Source organism: Vibrio sp. 1F253 (assembly GCF_041439295.1).
GTDB classification, from domain to species: Bacteria; Pseudomonadota; Gammaproteobacteria; order Enterobacterales; family Vibrionaceae; genus Vibrio; species Vibrio tasmaniensis_A.
The window spans coordinates 18739-35287 of sequence record NZ_JBGONU010000021.1 but is presented as its reverse complement, the minus strand read 5'-3'; the positions used below and the strand labels follow the sequence as shown (position 1 = coordinate 35287).

At 45.0% G+C, this 16549-nt stretch carries 15 protein-coding genes; 13 read left to right on the top strand and 2 right to left on the bottom strand.

Annotated elements, in window-relative coordinates; translation table 11 throughout:
* The first annotated feature begins 71 nt into the window (after window positions 1–71).
* The 8 genes from hutC (at window position 72) to ACED28_RS12250 (ending at window position 8606) form a co-directional block, all read left to right on the top strand.
* Entirely contained in the window at window positions 72–785 is a 714-nt protein-coding gene (gene hutC / locus ACED28_RS12285; protein ID WP_016795117.1) for a histidine utilization repressor, read from the top strand.
* Window positions 786–898: 113 nt separating this feature from the next.
* A complete protein-coding gene (hutI, locus tag ACED28_RS12280; RefSeq protein WP_371709963.1) occupies window positions 899–2149 on the top strand; it encodes an imidazolonepropionase in 1251 nt (416 codons plus the stop codon).
* A complete protein-coding gene (gene hutG, locus ACED28_RS12275; RefSeq protein WP_371709962.1) occupies window positions 2136–3182 on the top strand; it encodes a formimidoylglutamase in 1047 nt (348 codons plus the stop codon). The genes hutI and hutG overlap by 14 nt, the downstream gene beginning before the upstream one ends.
* 78 nt (window positions 3183–3260) lie before the next feature.
* A complete protein-coding gene (hutU, locus tag ACED28_RS12270; RefSeq protein WP_371709961.1) occupies window positions 3261–4955 on the top strand; it encodes a urocanate hydratase in 1695 nt (564 codons plus the stop codon).
* Window positions 4956–4969: 14 nt separating this feature from the next.
* Window positions 4970–6502, top strand: coding sequence for a histidine ammonia-lyase (hutH, locus tag ACED28_RS12265; RefSeq protein WP_032555189.1), 1533 nt, complete (start codon window positions 4970–4972; stop codon window positions 6500–6502).
* Between the two features lie 124 nt (window positions 6503–6626).
* Window positions 6627–7025, top strand: coding sequence for a hypothetical protein (locus tag ACED28_RS12260; protein ID WP_371709960.1), 399 nt, complete (start codon window positions 6627–6629; stop codon window positions 7023–7025).
* A gap of 41 nt (window positions 7026–7066) precedes the next feature.
* Complete coding sequence (locus tag ACED28_RS12255; protein WP_371709959.1) at window positions 7067–7711, top strand: hypothetical protein; 645 nt, start codon at window positions 7067–7069, stop codon at window positions 7709–7711.
* A gap of 169 nt (window positions 7712–7880) precedes the next feature.
* Window positions 7881–8606, top strand: coding sequence for a DUF3581 domain-containing protein (locus ACED28_RS12250; RefSeq protein ID WP_010438254.1), 726 nt, complete (start codon window positions 7881–7883; stop codon window positions 8604–8606).
* A 138-nt stretch (window positions 8607–8744) separates the two neighbouring features.
* Here the strand turns inward: ACED28_RS12250 and ACED28_RS12245 are convergent, their stop codons facing one another.
* Window positions 8745–9206 carry an isoprenylcysteine carboxylmethyltransferase family protein gene (locus ACED28_RS12245; RefSeq protein WP_012603712.1) on the bottom strand — a complete coding sequence of 154 codons (462 nt, stop codon included), beginning with the start codon at window positions 9204–9206 and terminating at the stop codon, window positions 8745–8747.
* 66 nt (window positions 9207–9272) lie between these two features.
* Window positions 9273–12308, bottom strand: a complete 3036-nt coding sequence (locus ACED28_RS12240) for an FAD-binding and (Fe-S)-binding domain-containing protein (RefSeq protein ID WP_371709958.1) — start codon at window positions 12306–12308, stop codon at window positions 9273–9275.
* Window positions 12309–12527: 219 nt separating this feature from the next.
* On the opposite strand from ACED28_RS12240, the gene ACED28_RS12235 reads away from it, so the two are divergent.
* From ACED28_RS12235 to ACED28_RS12215, 5 genes are all read left to right on the top strand, one after another.
* A complete protein-coding gene (locus ACED28_RS12235) occupies window positions 12528–13211 on the top strand; it encodes a DUF3334 family protein (protein WP_009846485.1) in 684 nt (227 codons plus the stop codon).
* Between the two features lie 220 nt (window positions 13212–13431).
* Window positions 13432–14121, top strand: a complete 690-nt coding sequence (locus ACED28_RS12230) for a DUF2786 domain-containing protein (protein ID WP_009846484.1) — start codon at window positions 13432–13434, stop codon at window positions 14119–14121.
* Window positions 14122–14226: 105 nt separating this feature from the next.
* Complete coding sequence (locus ACED28_RS12225) at window positions 14227–14895, top strand: OmpA family protein (protein ID WP_009846483.1); 669 nt, start codon at window positions 14227–14229, stop codon at window positions 14893–14895.
* A gap of 142 nt (window positions 14896–15037) precedes the next feature.
* Window positions 15038–16138 (top strand): hypothetical protein, encoded by a 1101-nt coding sequence (locus ACED28_RS12220; protein ID WP_371709957.1) that lies wholly within the window; start codon window positions 15038–15040, stop codon window positions 16136–16138.
* A gap of 165 nt (window positions 16139–16303) precedes the next feature.
* Window positions 16304–16492 carry a hypothetical protein gene (locus ACED28_RS12215; protein ID WP_048659540.1) on the top strand — a complete coding sequence of 63 codons (189 nt, stop codon included), beginning with the start codon at window positions 16304–16306 and terminating at the stop codon, window positions 16490–16492.
* The last annotated feature ends 57 nt before the right edge of the window (window positions 16493–16549 follow it).

Below are 16549 nucleotides of genomic sequence, written 5' to 3'. Positions count from 1 at the left end.
ATTGCCTGAGGAAATGTTGAAATCGTGAAAAATTCCGCTACTCTATTTGTATAGTCAAATAAGGTTTCATTATGTCGAAAGCGCCGCTCTACCTTCAGATAAAACAGTTCATAGACGACAATATCACCAGTGGTCACTGGCCAGTGGGTTACCAGATAACCACAGAGCTTGAACTCACCGAGCAGTTCAATGTGAGTCGAATGACAGTGAATAAAGCAATTCGAGATCTGGTGTCTGAAGGCAAACTCATCAGGAAGCCAAGGCTAGGTACTTTTGTTTGTGAGCCTGACGAAAAAGCGCAATCTCCTCTGCTTGATATCAACAACATCGCGCAAGAGATCAAAGACCGAGGCCAAACGTATGCTAGTCAAGTTATCAAGCACAAGAGCATCAAGGCTGATGAAAGCACCGCCACACGGTTAGGTGTCATGATCAATGCCGAAGTATTCTATAGTGAAATCATCCACTTTGCTGACAACACACCGATTCAATTGGAAGCACGCTGGGTGAATTCTCAAGCCGCTCCAAAATATCTAGAGCAAGACTTTTCAACCTCGACACCCAACGAATACCTTTCAAAAAGCTGCCCGTTGAGTGCTATCGAGCATACGGTTGAAGCCATTATTCCAGACTTACAGATCAGAACGTCACTAAAGCTTTCTGAATCAGAGCCTTGCCTACTTTTGAATAGAAGAACATGGAGCAAAGAGCGCCTAATCAGCTTTGCATTGCTCTACCATCCTGGCTCTAAGTACAAATTAAGCTCCAAGATACTTCTAGATTAAAGAACATCATCCTGATCGCCGATCACATTTTTGCAACATCAACTTGATTCGGGTCAGCGTTTAGCCTATTTATTTGTATATACATTTAATATTTAGCAAAGATCTAGGTGATTATGAATTTGATCCTCAAAAACGCACGAGTGGTCTCCATGAGTTCGGGAGCCGATGGCTATCAGCCCTCTTCCCCTCAAGATATCGTTATCGAAAGCGGTAAAATCGTGTCCATCTCTTGTTCAAACCAAGGCGTACTTGCTTCTGAGTTAGAACAAGTAAGTATTGATGGTTCTTTGGATTACATCACCTATGATTGCAAAAACAAGTTAGTCACCCCTGGGCTGATTGATTGCCACACTCACCTTGTATTTGCAGGTAATCGCGCCAACGAATTTGAGCAGCGTTTGAATGGTGTCTCTTACACCGACATCGCAAAGCAAGGCGGCGGCATTCTAGCGACAGTAACCGCGACCCGCGCAGCACAAGAATCCGAACTGGTTGAAATGGCATTACCGAGACTTGATGGCCTACTAAGAAGTGGCGTAACCAGCATCGAAGTAAAATCTGGCTATGGTTTAACACTTGAAGATGAGCTCAAGATGTTACGCGCAGCTAAAGCGTTAGAGAATCATCGCCGAATTAAGATCACCACCACTCTCCTTGCAGCGCATGCTGTGCCACCTGAATATAAAGAACAACCGGACAGCTATATCGATCTGGTTTGCCAAGAGATCATTCCTAAAGCTGCAGAGAAAGGGCTCGCCGATGCGGTTGACGTGTTCTGTGAATCTATCGGCTTCAACCTTGAACAAACCGAACGTGTATTTGCAACTGCCAAAGCACATGGGCTGGCAATTAAAGGCCACACAGAACAACTTTCTAATATGGGTGGCAGTGCACTTGCAGCGAAATACGGTGCACTCTCTGTCGACCATGTTGAGTACCTTGATGAAGCTGGTGTAAAGGCACTGGCGGAATCAGGCACAGTTGCGACTTTGCTACCCGGTGCTTTCTATTTCTTGAAAGAGACTCAACAACCGCCAGTCGCCCTACTTCGTGAACACAACATTCCAATGGCGATCGCGACCGACTTAAACCCCGGCACGTCTCCCTTTGCTGATTTAACGCTGATGATGAACATGAGCTGCACCTTATTTGGCACGACGCCTGAAGAGGCGCTGCGCGGTGTGACTTGTCATGCTGCGGCTGCCATTGACGACTCACAAACTAAAGGCAAAATTGAAGTTGGTTATGCCGCTGATTTAGCTATCTGGAATATCGAGCACCCTGCCGATCTAAGCTATCAAGTCGGTGTTCCTCATCTTCATAAACGCATCGTTAATGGCGCGGTGTGTCATGACTCAATCTAATTCCAACGGCATTCAAAAGAACTCAGAAGCCGTACATAACTTCGTGTGGACGGGACGTAATGATCTTGAAGATGGCGCACTCGGCACACGCGTACATCACATTACCAAACAAGTACAACATAGTAATTTAAGTAACGAGCTTACTGATGGCGCTATCGCTTTGGTAGGCTTTGCCAGCGATGCAGGCGTGTCAAGAAACAAAGGTCGAGTGGGCGCGAAGCAAGCACCTAACCTGATTCGTCAAGCGTTGGCTAATATGGCTTGGCACAGTGACGCGCACATCGCGGATCTTGGTGATATCGAGTGCCATGATGGTCAACTTGAAGTCAGTCAAAAACAGTGTGCTTCGGTTATTGCCTGTGCTTTATCAACCAACAAAGTGATTACCCTTGGCGGCGGTCATGAAGTGGCTTGGGCATCTTTCCAAGGTCTCGCTGAGCATTTACAACAAACGGAACTCCTTGATAAAGATCAGCCAGTACACAAACCTAAAATAGGCATCGTTAACTTTGATGCTCATTTTGATCTTCGTGAATTTGAAAGCAACATCGCTGACGTTAAACCGAGCTCAGGCACGCCTTTTAACCAGATCAGCGATTACTGCCACAAGCATCAGTGGCCGTTTCATTACGCTTGTCTTGGTGTGAGTGCTGCCAGCAATACCAAAGCGCTGTTTAACAAAGCCGACCAACTGGGCGTTTGGTATGAACACGACCGCAACATGACCCAAGTGAACCAAGTTGCCCAACTGGTTAAGTTGCAAAAATTCATCGCTGAGTGTGATTACCTCTATCTCACCATTGATCTCGATGTATTCCCCGCAGCGACTGCGCCGGGCGTAAGTGCACCAGCGGCAAGAGGCGTGAGCTATGAAGCACTCGCTCCTTTTCTAGAACAGATTTTCCAACACAGTGAAAAACTCATTATCGCGGACATTGCGGAATACAACCCAGACTACGACGTCGATGGCCAAACGGCTCGATTGGCGGCACGTTTGTGTTGGGATATAGCCAGTGCAATGGCCAGCAACTAATCCAGCTATACCGATAACTACAACTACAACTACAACTACAACTACAACGATATAACGTGAAACAGAAGGAATTCCAAAATGACGGAACACCACAACAGTGACCCTCGTCTCGACACGACTCGCGAAATTCGCGCACCTCATGGCACCACTTTGCGCGCTAAATCTTGGTTAACAGAAGCACCACTGCGTATGCTGATGAACAACCTAGACCCTGATGTGGCAGAACACCCACATGCACTGGTTGTGTATGGCGGTATCGGTCGCGCGGCGCGTGATTGGAAATGTTATGACAAGATTGTTGAAGTATTAGAGCGTTTAGAAGACGACCAAACGTTACTTGTTCAATCAGGTAAACCTGTGGGCGTGTTCCCGACTCATAAAAACGCACCTCGCGTACTGATCGCGAACTCTAACCTTGTTCCACACTGGGCTAACTGGGAGCACTTCAACGAGCTCGATAAAGAAGGCTTGATGATGTATGGCCAAATGACTGCCGGCAGCTGGATTTACATTGGCTCACAAGGCATCGTCCAAGGCACTTATGAAACGTTTGTTGCTATCGCGAAGAAGCACTTTCAAGGCGAAGCAAACGGCAAGTGGGTTTTAACGGGTGGTCTTGGCGGCATGGGTGGTGCTCAACCTCTTGCTGCAACTATGGCTGGCTTCTCAATGATCGCGGTTGAATGTGATGAATCACGAATCGATTACCGCTTGCGTACAGGCTATGTAGACAAAAAAGCCACTAGCATAGATGAAGCGATGGAGATGATTAAAGAGTCAGACACACCAATCTCTGTTGGCTTGCTTGGTAACGCAGCAGATGTATTCCCAGAGTTAGTTGAACGCAATATCACGCCTGACGTCGTGACAGACCAAACCTCTGCCCACGATCCGTTGAACGGCTACTTGCCTCAAGGTTGGACGATGGAGAAAGCAGCACAAGAACGTTTAGTTGATGAAGCGAAAGTAGTGAAAGCCGCTAAGCAATCAATGGCGATTCAAGTACAAGCTATGCTAGATCTTCAGTACCGTGGCGCTGCGACCGTAGATTACGGCAACAACATTCGCCAAATGGCACTGGAAGAAGGCGTAGAAAACGCATTTGATTTCCCAGGTTTCGTTCCTGCTTATATTCGTCCTTTATTCTGTGAAGGCATCGGTCCGTTCCGTTGGGCTGCCCTTTCTGGCGACCCAGAAGACATCTACAAAACAGACCAAAAAGTAAAAGAACTGATTCCTGACAACCCACATCTACATAACTGGCTAGATATGGCGCGTGAACGCATTCAGTTCCAAGGCCTACCAGCTCGTATCTGTTGGGTTGGATTGAAAGATCGTGAACGTTTAGGACAAGCATTCAATGAAATGGTGAAAAATGGCGAACTGAAAGCACCAGTTGTTATCGGTCGTGACCACCTAGATTCGGGCTCAGTAGCAAGCCCGAACCGCGAAACAGAAGGCATGATGGATGGCTCTGATGCAGTTTCTGATTGGCCTCTTTTGAATGCCCTTCTGAACACAGCTGGTGGCGCAACATGGGTTTCTCTGCACCATGGCGGCGGCGTTGGCATGGGCTTCTCACAACACTCAGGTATGGTGATTTGTTGTGACGGTAGCGAAGATGCATCACAACGTATTGCTCGTGTACTTCACAATGATCCGGCTACTGGCGTTATGCGTCATGCTGATGCGGGTTACGATATTGCCAAGCAGTGTGCTAAAGAGCAGAAGCTTGATTTACCTATGCTAAACGAAGAACTTCGTCGCCTTTAATGTCTGGAGAAAACATGTTGAATTTATTACTTAAGCCAGGACTTCTAGGCCTGCCTGAACTGCGTAAGATTAGCCGTAGCCCTGTGAATTTATCTCTCGATCCTGCAGCGATTCCTGATATAGAAGCGAGCATGCACGTTGTCGAACAAGTGATTGCTGAAGATCGCACTGTGTATGGCATCAACACGGGTTTTGGCTTGTTAGCAAATACCAAAATCGCCCCTGAGGATTTAGAAGTACTACAGAAAAGTATCGTGCTTTCTCACGCGGCGGGCATTGGTAAATTCATGTCTGATGAAACTGTTCGCTTGATGATGGTGTTAAAGATTAACAGCTTGTCTCGCGGTTACTCTGGTATCCGCCTCAAAGTGATTAATGCCCTTATCGATCTTGTGAACGCACAGGTTTACCCATGTGTTCCACAAAAAGGATCTGTGGGTGCTTCAGGAGATCTTGCTCCCCTCGCCCACATGAGTACGGTACTGCTAGGTGAAGGCCAAGCACGCCACAACGGCAAGATCATCACTGGCTTAGAAGCAATGCAGATCGCAGGCTTGGAGCCTATAACGCTAGCACCTAAAGAAGGTCTGGCGCTGTTAAACGGCACACAAGCATCGACAGCCTTTGCACTAGAAGGTCTGTTCGCAGCTGAAGACTTATTCGCGTCTGCAACCGTGTGTGGTGCAATGTCTGTAGAAGCCGCGCTGGGTAGCCGTCGTCCGTTTGATCCGCGTATTCATCGCGTTCGTGGTCATCGTGGCCAAATGGATGCAGCACTTGCTTACCGCCATATGCTTGATCAAAAGAGCGAGATTGGTGAATCACATACTTGTTGTGAAAAGGTTCAAGATCCTTACTCACTGCGTTGTCAGCCTCAAGTGATGGGTGCTTGTTTACAGCAGATTCGTAACTCAGCAGAGACCTTAACGATTGAAGCAAATGCCGTATCCGACAACCCGCTTGTTTTCGCTGACGATGGCGACATCATTTCAGGTGGTAACTTCCACGCAGAGCCCGTCGCAATGGCAGCCGATAACCTGGCACTAGCAATCGCTGAGATAGGTAGCTTGTCAGAACGAAGAATGGCACTGCTAATCGATAGCGCACTAAGCAAACTTCCACCTTTCTTGGTCGATAACGGCGGCGTGAACTCTGGCTTTATGATTGCTCAGGTTACCTCTGCAGCATTGGCAAGTGAGAACAAAACCTTGGCTCATCCGGCGTCAATAGACAGCCTACCTACTTCTGCCAACCAAGAAGACCACGTATCAATGGCCACCTTTGCCGCTCGTAGGCTTAGATACATGGCTGAAAACACCCGTGGGATATTGGCAGTAGAATATTTAGCCGCGGCACAAGGGCTAGACTTCCGCGCTCCGAATCTATCTTCCCCTCGTGTGGAAGAAGCGAAGCAGATTTTGCGTGAGAAAGTGAGCTTCTACGATAAAGACAGATATTTTGCTCCAGATATTGAACAAGCTAACCTGTTACTCAAGTTATCCGTTCATAACCACCTAATGCCAGAAGGAACACTGTCAAGTTTTTAGTACTTTCCGTATACTGGGCTGTACTCTCGTTACAGCCCACTTGTCCATAAAAAATGAATACACTTATTGATAGGAGTGATACTATCCGAAAAATCATCACTCACCGTCGGAAAGTTCATTACCAATGATAACAAAAAAATCCCCAATCCTGCTTACAACAGCCCTTATCAGCACCTTATTCTTAGCCGGCTGTGGATCAGACTCAAGCAATAAAGCACCAGCAAAACCAACAACTCCAACGACTCCAACGACTCCAACGACTCCAACGACTCCTACGACTCCAACGACTCCTACGACTCCTACGTTAACGAAAGTCGCGACCTATACCAGCATTAAAAACTGTTCAACTGCTGCTGAAGTGCCAAACTGTGCTTTTGAAAAAGGTATTTACATTCTGCCGATTGGTCCAAACATTACTCAAGTTCAGCAAGATACCGTAAAACTGCAAGTCGAAAATTTGCTTAAATGGGCTCATGATGATGTGAGAAAACAGTTTAGCCAGAAAAAATACTCATTGGCATAACAGAAGGAGAACCAGATCCTTCTACAGCTCATGGTAAGTTCGTGCTTGCACTTGCGCAAAATATGTATGCGAGCACCGCTAACATCAATGGTTTAGAGCTTATTTATACTGACCTGTCAGGCGTAGATGAAACAAAAAGCACCACGACATATCAAAAACTACTGCAAGTTTTCGATTACTACGTTGATGGTGACAACAATACAGCCATTGGTGCTGAATTGGCCAAAAGCTACGATGGCTTCAAAACTCTCATCAATAAGAAAATAGGAACAGGTACACAAGCTTTAGGTTATCTAAAATACGATGAATGTAACTACGGCAACGGGCAGTTAGGTGCAGATCGTATTGATGGTACTCCAAGCAAATGTCTCTCAAGTAATGGTACAAGTATTAATGACGATGGTGATGACATTTCGAATGGCAAATTAGACTCAGTCCATACTATCAAAAAGAACCTCAACCCCGGCGCATTTTTAGGATTGGTTTACGAATACAAAGTGAACCCTGCTAACGGTAAGTTCCCGAATGAGCTGAAAGACGCAAACCAGCCAAAAGGCTTTACTGCGGTCGGTAAAATCGCAAGTGGTGAAACAACAACCGCTAATTACCCATTTAACTACGCAAACCTTGCTTTTGCACCGATGAGTGATTACTTAGATAAGTGGTTCTTCCCTAATAAAAAATAAGCTTATATAAATAAAGGTCTAGATTTTCTAGACCTTTATTATTTTTACGGCACCAAAAGTCCCGCTCACCAATCTCCCTCCTTTTTCGGCCCTCGTAAACTGGATAGACCATTAAAACCAAGTTAGTTAGCTATAATCCCCGCCAGATTTGATGACTAATAGCGATACTATGTTTCTGACACCTTACTTTTCTACTGAAGACAATCAATTTCAATTCACTCGTGAACAGGCTAGCCACTTTGCTAAAAAAGTAGCTGCTGACTTCAACCCAATTCACGATGAAGACAACAAACGCTTCTGCGTGCCTGGCGATCTTTTGTTTGCAGTACTTCTGCAAAAAGAAGGCATCAGCCAAAAAATGCGTTTTGATTTTTCAGGTATGGTAGGTAACGGTATTGCGCTAAGCGTTGACAACAAGTGTGAGAAAGAAAGCTCACTGGTTGACGAGAAAGGCAAAGAGTACCTACACATGTCTTGTGAAGGTGAAAAGAGCCACGACCAAGCATTCATCGAGCACGTAGTAACAAATTACGTTAAGTTTTCAGGTATGAACTTCCCACATATCATGGTTCCTCTTATGGAAGAACAGCAAATGATGATCAACTGCCAACGTCCTCTTGTGATTTACGAGAGCATGGAAGTTGAATTTACTCGTCTAGACCTATCTCACCCAGAAGTTGAATTCTCAGGTGCGACTTTTGATGTTGAAGGCAAGCGTGGCATCGTGACACTGAACTTTGATTTCAAAGAAGACGGTGAAGTAGTCGGTAAAGGCGTAAAGCGCATGGTAGCAAGTGGTCTTAAGCCATACGACCAAGCTTCTGTAGACGACCTAGTAAACCGCTTCAACGAACGTAAAGAGATGTTTCTAGCTCAGTTCGCAGCTGCCGCTTAATCAGCACTCTTATTTACATCACTTGATGTAAATAGCTAGAGACAAGATCAATAAAGCCCAGCTTGGTATCACAAGCTGGGCTTTTTCATTTCGATGACTAATGACATCAAGTCACTCAAGCCTGTATTCAAGTCAGAACTAAATCCAGCGCCTAACCTTTTGTTTGTAATCAACATATTCCGCACCGAACAATTGCTCTAGAGCGCGTTCTTCTGGCTTAATTTGGAACTGATTCATGTAGATTACGAATACAAAACTGAGTAAGACACTGAACAGGTTTTGGAAGAAGTAGCCAAAACAAAACAGTAGGATAAATAGCCCTAGATACATTGGGTTTCGCGTGTAGCCAAAGATTCCACTGTCCACAACTGCAGAAGCGGTGTCGACTTTGATCGGATTAACGGTGGTTTTCTGTTTGCGAAACTCCCATATGCCTGATATTCCAATAACACCACTCAAGACAATCCCGATACCGAGCACAACCATTCGATAAGGCAGTGCCAATGTTCCTTGGCTCAACTGCTGAGCGCAGAAGTATGATGCTACGAATACAATAATGAACAGTGCAACGGGTGGTACTTTTAATTCTAGAAATTTCATACTTTTCCTTATTAACATTCCTTTGTTAGTTTAGAAAAAAGCCCAGCAATTGCTGGGCTAAATGTATTAAAGAATTTTTGCTAGCGCTTGTAATGGGTGGGCAAGCTTCTCACCTTCAAAACGCTTCACTTGGCTACGGCAAGAATAACCCGTCACCAAACAACGATCTTTTGGTAAGTCCTGCATTTGAGGCTTCCAGCTTAAACCGTATATATCTTTCGACATTTGTAGCTTATCGACTTCATGCCCGAAGGTGCCCGCCATGCCGCAACAGCCGACAGGAACGCTGGTTAACGCAGCACCAAAGTGTTTGAAGATAGCGCCCCACTCTTTTTCAGCGTTCGGCATTTTGGTCTTCTCAGTACAGTGAGCGAACAAGTACCACATCTCTTCATTTGCAGAGCGCGCTTCAAACTCACCCAACGATGGCATTAACCATTCATGCACAGTCAGTACATCAAAGTCGCCACGTTTGTCAGCCAAGATCTCAACGTATTCATCGCGGTAACAAAGCACAAGAGCAGGATCAACACCCACCAAAGGAATACCGATATCAGCAACCATTGACAAGAAATCCGATGTTGATTTCGCTTCACGCGCAAAACGGCTTAAGAAGCCTTTAATGTGCAGTGCTTTACCATTTGGTTTAAACGGCAATAACACCGGTGTTTTGCCAAGCTTCTGAGCCAAGGTAACGAAGTCTTCAACCACCTCGGCATCATAAAAGCTAGTAAACGGGTCTTGAACGATCAACACGTGCTGTTTCTTCTGATCAGAAGAGAGCCCTTCTAGATACTGTAGATCGAACAGTTGCAGCTCTTTGCTCGCCAGACGATTTTTAAGTGTAGGTACCGACATCAGTGGTGCATCAACATAACCGACCGTTTTCGCCGTTGCGGTTTGTATCCATTTTTGACCCAAGGCAGCGTTAACAACCTTTGGCGCTTTCGCCATTAGCGGCAGCATGGTTTCAATGTTGGCGACTAAATAGTCTTTTGCAGGGCGTTGGTAGCGTGAGTAATAAATGTTTAAGAATCGAGAACGGAAGCTCGGAACATCAACTTTAATAGGACACTGGCTCGCACACGCTTTACACGCCAAACAACCGTTCATCGCTTCATGAACTTCATGCGAGAAATCGTACTCATGGCGTTTGTTCATCGTGTTACGAACACGTTCCACCATGGTTTTAATCGGAGTATTGTCCTTCAGCGCTTCTTGCTCTAAATCGAGAATATCGACGCCTTGTTCCGTTAACTGACGTAACCATTCACGAACCAAGCCTGCACGGCCCTTTGGTGAATGACGACGGTCAGCCGTGACTTTCATCGAAGGACACATTGGCGAACTCGTATCGTAGTTGAAACACAAGCCGTTACCATTACATTCCATCGCTTGCTTGAAGCTATCACGGACTTGTACGTCGATCTGACGATCGTAGAAACCACGCTTGGTATCAGTGACTTTCACCAACTCAGCATCGCTTTCTAACGGCGTACAGATCTTGCCTGGGTTCATCTTGTTATGCGGGTCAAATGCCGCTTTAACTCGTCTTAATTCGGTAAACAGCTCTTCACCAAAGAAGTCAGGACCATACTCAGAACGGAAGCCTTTACCGTGTTCACCCCACATCAAGCCGCCGTATTTAGCCACCAGCTTAACCACTTCATCAGAGACTTCATGCATCAATGCTTCTTGCATCGGATCACACAAATCTAAAGCAGGACGAACGTGCAGTACGCCCGCATCCACGTGACCAAACATGCCGTAGTTCAACTCTTTTGAATCGAGTAATACTCTAAATTCAGAGATGAAGTCGGCCAAGTTTTCTGGTGGTACACAGGTATCTTCAGCAAAAGCGACTGGCTTAGCTCGGCCTTTCGCCGCACCTAATAGACCTACCGCTTTCTTACGCATGTTGTAGATTCGGCCAATGCTCGCTAAATCACTGCACACTTGGAAGCCAATCACACCCGCGTCTTCAGTTTCTACCATGCTTTCAAGCTGTGCGGTCAGCGCTTGAACTTGTTGTTCAACTTCCGCTTCATCTTGGCCTGCAAACTCAACCATGTTGATACCAAGCATCTCTTTATTTGGAACATCCATAAGCAAATCGCTCACGGTGTGCCAAACAATGTCTTGTTTCGCTAGGTTCAATACTCTTGAGTCAACGGTTTCAACAGACAGCGCTTTCGCTTCTACCATGAACGGCGCATTACGCAGTGCAGAATCGAACGTGTTGTATTTCACGTTAACCAACGTTCGTGCTTTTGGAATCGGCGTGAGGTTCAGCTTTGCTTCAGTGATGAATGCTAATGAACCTTCTGCACCACATAGAACACGAGTCAGGTCAAAGCTATCGTCTTCTTCGTTGATTGCGTTCTTTAAATCGTAACCAGTTAAGAAGCGGTTCAATGGTGGGAATTTATTAAGAATTTGAGCGCGCTTATCTCGACAAACGGCTTCAGTTACTGCAAGGGCATGGTGAGCAAATTCACCTTCAGCAGGTAAGCCGTGTGATAAATCGGATTCGAGACATGAACCATCTGCGAAGACCGCTTGCAGCGACAACACATGGTCAGACGTTTTACCGTACTTCAATGACCCTTGGCCCGAAGCATCGGTATTGATCATTCCACCTAAGGTTGCTCGGTTACTGGTAGAAAGGTCTGGAGAGAAAAAGTAACCATACGGACGCACAGCATCGTTCAATTGGTCTTTAACGATACCTGACTGAACTCTTACCCAGCCTTCTTGCTCGTTAATCTCAAGAACCTTGTTCATATAACGAGACAGGTCAACCACAACGCCTTTTGTTAAAGACTGTCCGTTGGTACCGGTGCCACCGCCACGAGGGGAAAAGGTCACGCGTTCGTAAGCAGATTTTGCACCCACTTTACCGATCAACACAACGTCTTGAGTTGTTTTAGGGAGAATGACTGCCTGCGGCAATTGCTGATAGACACTGTTATCAGTCGCCACAGCCAAACGGCTAGAATATTGAGATTCAATGTCGCCAGTAAAGCCCGCTGTTTTTAGTTCATCTAAAAAGCGTACGACAACTGGATCGACATCAGCATTGAGTTGAAGTCTTGGTAACATTTGCTTCCTGCCCCTACTTCGCTGATCCTATCAGCATTGGGTTATCTGAGATTTTTAATATTTTTCTTTGAATTTCGTCACTTTACTACTATTAAGATCATATAAAAAGGTGATCAAATAAGAATCTCGGTGCAAGAATGGAGAAATAGTCACTTTCGTCTTAATTCAGTAGTAAGATAGTAGATAACTTTTTTACGACATCTCCATGAGCAAATAACAATGAAAAAAAGCAAAACAGTCACAACTGAAGATATTCTTCTTAAGCTATGCCAATCAGTCTCAAACGTACTTACTTCAGCGACGGCTTCACAGGTGTCCTACTCAGCCATGGTTCAAAAGATCAACAAGACAAGTCTTAAGCCAGATTTTGGTTGTTTCGTCTTGTTCGACGGCGGGTTTTCAGGTCTTGTTGTTATCAATTTTACGTCGAAAGCAGCGCTAGAGATCTACACAAATTACATGCGTAATATGGGCATGCCTGAAGACGAACTCGCTGTACTTCATACTTCAGACGAAGTAGGTGATGTATTAGGTGAGTTGATGAACCAGTTGGTTGGCGACTTTACCAACAAAATCCGTAAAGAACTGCAAACTAACATCACACAAAACCAACCGAAAATGCTGGCATTGAACAAGCAAGTGAACCTTTCTGTTGATACTAACTTAGATCGCCCGCAAGCTCGTCGTGTTACTTTCTCTACTGCCGACAACAACATTTTCTACCTTGAGCTTGCAATGGACAAAACAGAATTCATCCAATTGGAGGAATTTGAAATCGCTGAAGACGAATGCCCAGACAGTATTCTTGAAGCGACTCAGAAAAAAATGCAAGAACCAAAGCAGCCAGAGCAAAGTTCAGGCAACGATTCTGCAGCTGATTTACTCGATGAACTTGGAATCTAGTTTGCGAAAGCTCTAGCACTTCCTAAAAATCGTGTCACTAACGCCATCAATCCTCTTGATGGCGTTTTGTTTTGTCCGGGAGTCGCTACTTCCTTCATATATCCTTATCTTCCATAATCGTTCACCACATTCCTACAAATGACTTTTGACTTTGCTGTTACTCGCCAAAACATGTAAAATGTTGGACTTTTAAAAATTTGCGGTAATGATTAAGTTGTCGATGGATAAGAAAAAAGCCCTAAAGAAAATTGCCAAGTGTCTTGAGCTTGGAAACTCTGCGAACGTCAATGAAGCTGCCAATGCGATAAAAATGGCGCATAACTTGATGCTGAAATATGGTCTCGAAAAGGACGATATTGAATTTATCAAGATGGGAAAAACTCAATCCAGTCACCTGTTACCTGCAAATATCAGCTCTACACTGCTGCGTGTTATTCGTGGTATTAACACCAAGTTTGGCGTAGAAGCCGTGTTACTGAATCACAAAGGCCTTAAACGCGTTGAATTCATTGGTGAAGCCGATCGCGCTATCTTCGCGGCTTTTGCGTTCGATATTATTTATCGCGAACTGAATGAGCACACTGGCCAATTCAGAAACAGTTTTGCGGGCTCGGGAACAGGGACACTAGAAGTAACACGTCGCGTAAACTCTTACGTTTCGGGTTGGGTAGAAGGTGCGCTTGAAAAACTGCCTGTTATCACCCCAGACGACGAGTCAAACAACAAGATCAATAACTACATTGATAAAGAATTCCAAAACATCGACCGCGAAACGTTCAAACAACAACTCAGAGAAGCGATGAAAAACCTCACCGCAGACTATGAAGTTGGTTTGAAGAAAGGTCGAAAACTGTCTGTAAATCGACCTGTTGGCGGAACTCAAGCCGTTAAAAAAATAACTAAATCATAAAGCCACTTTACATTGCTTCAGCGTATTGATAAAAACCACCAATAGGACTTATTGTTGTCTTTCGTAATTCATGCGTTTGACAGAAGTACATGATGGAGAAATACGTTGAAAAAAATCACACTAGCCCTGGCACTCACTGTTGCTCTAACGGGCTGTCAAGCGACACAACGCCAAAACGCTACAACTGGCGAATCTGAGACTAATTCCGCAACTCAAGGTGCTTTAATTGGTGCAATCGCAGGTGCTGTTGCTGGTGCTGCTACGGGTGACGACTCTAAAGACCGCCGCAAACGTGCACTCATCGGTGCGGCAGGTGGCGCCGCTGTCGGCGGTGGTATCGGTTACTACTTTGACCAGCAAGAAGCTGCACTTCGTGAAGAACTCATGAACTCAGGCGTTCAAGTAGAGCGTGTTGGTGAGAACCAACTTCTACTTCGCCTAGAGAACGGCATTGGCTTCGATTCTGGTTCTTACGCTTTAGAATCAAGCATCCACAAAACACTTCGCGGCGTTGCGCGCATCTTAGTTGAATACCCAGACACTAGCCTAGTGATCGAAGGTCACACTGACAGCACAGGCAGCGAGTCTTCTAACCAAGTTCTTTCTGAGCGTCGTGCTGAATCGGTTCGTGCATTCTTGATCTCTCAAGACGTTGCTGCAGGCCGTGCCATTGCTCGAGGTAACGGTGAGCGTTACCCTCTATGTGACAACAACACCTCTCAAGGTCGCGCTTGTAACCGTCGCGTAGAAATTCAAATCTTGCCGCTTAAGTAGCACGATTAAAGCCCAGTTCGTCTTTATCTATTGAATTAACCTCTATATAGTTGCTTATCGTCGTGTTGCTTGTTCAAAGTCACACGACTAGCCATATTCATACTGATATACCGACTCTGGGCTTTTTTACGAGACTTATCTATTGTTTATCCTATCCAACTTTCTGTCATCATCACTTCTTAGAACTCTATTTTTCACCCTCATCTTTTCTACAATACAGTTCTCTACTGCACACATCGTTCATGCAGAAAGCAACGTTGCATTCTCGATAGAATCTCAACCTCAAGATCCAGTTTCTCAATACCAACTAGCTCAAGCTTATGAATCAGGTAATGATATCCCTTTGAGCACCAACGATGCATTTTATTGGTACTCGCAATCCGCAGAAAACGGCAATGCAGATGCGCAATTTAGGCTAGGTGAATGGTACTTGGCAGGTTCAGGTGTAGAGCAAAGCAACAAGCTAGCTTTAGAATGGTTTATTAAATCAGCCTTACAAGGTAACCAACGCGCGCCTATCGAAGTCGCAAAGCTCTACGAATCCTCACTTGAGGAAGAACTCCTAAAACCATTAGATGAAGCACAGCTATGGTATGAAGCGGCCTTAAAAAACAATCCAACAGCCGAAGATGGCTATAACCGTATTCTGGAAGCGCAATTCAACCAGCAACGTGCCAAGCAGATCTCTTCGATTGAGAAGCTCAATGACAACGTCATTGCTGAAAGCAGCACGAATCAGAGGCTATCTAATCCAGAGCGAGCAAGTAGCTCCCCTTCTTATCTGCCCTCTAGAGAGCTGGTAACACGTTCTAACCTAACGTATTCAGACTATCTAATTGGCACAGCCTTAGCCGTGTTGATTTCAATTGTCAGCATTATCATGACTCTGGTGATATCAAAAAGAAGACACGCTCTAAAATCGGGTGAATTGGGGCAACAAAAGCAGACACTTGAAGCACAGCTTAGCTCGAAAGACTTCACTATTAAGCAGCAGAAACGTCAGCTGCACACGATGTTCCATGAGTTAAAAAAACAGAAAAATGACAACAGCCTGAACAATTTACAAGTAGCCTGCGCTCTATTTGGGTATACACCTAGCTCAATTCCGAATCAAAAAAGCATTAAAATTCGATATAAACAGCTATCCAAAATATACCACCCTGATGGTTACGGATGTGACGAAGAGATGAAACGTTTGAACAATTCGCTAAAAACCATCCTTAAGAGTGTTACAAAAACGTAAACAGCCAAGTAAACTCGATTTCCAAAGTCGCAAAGATATCGATTTTATTAGTACTGCAATCGATCCCCCTCTCAAAAACAGGTAACAAACTATTAACTAATGAGTCTTACTTGTGTCATAATTCGCGCCGAAAATACACCTGACTTAAACAGGTGAGGAGAGAATATGTTCACAATAGAAGGCGTTTGTGATTGGTGCAAAAAGCCAAGCCTAGTTAAAAAGCACGACTACCTAGATGGTAAGTGTCATCATGCATGTCAAGAGTGCAATGATATGGCCACCATTGATGTTCGCCAGTTCAATATTGGTGAAATGGAAATGAGAGCAAAACTCTCCCAAGCGACATTGAGATAAGCAACACCGTTGAAATATAAGAAAGCGCCTAAGGCGCTTTTTTGTATCTGAGATTTA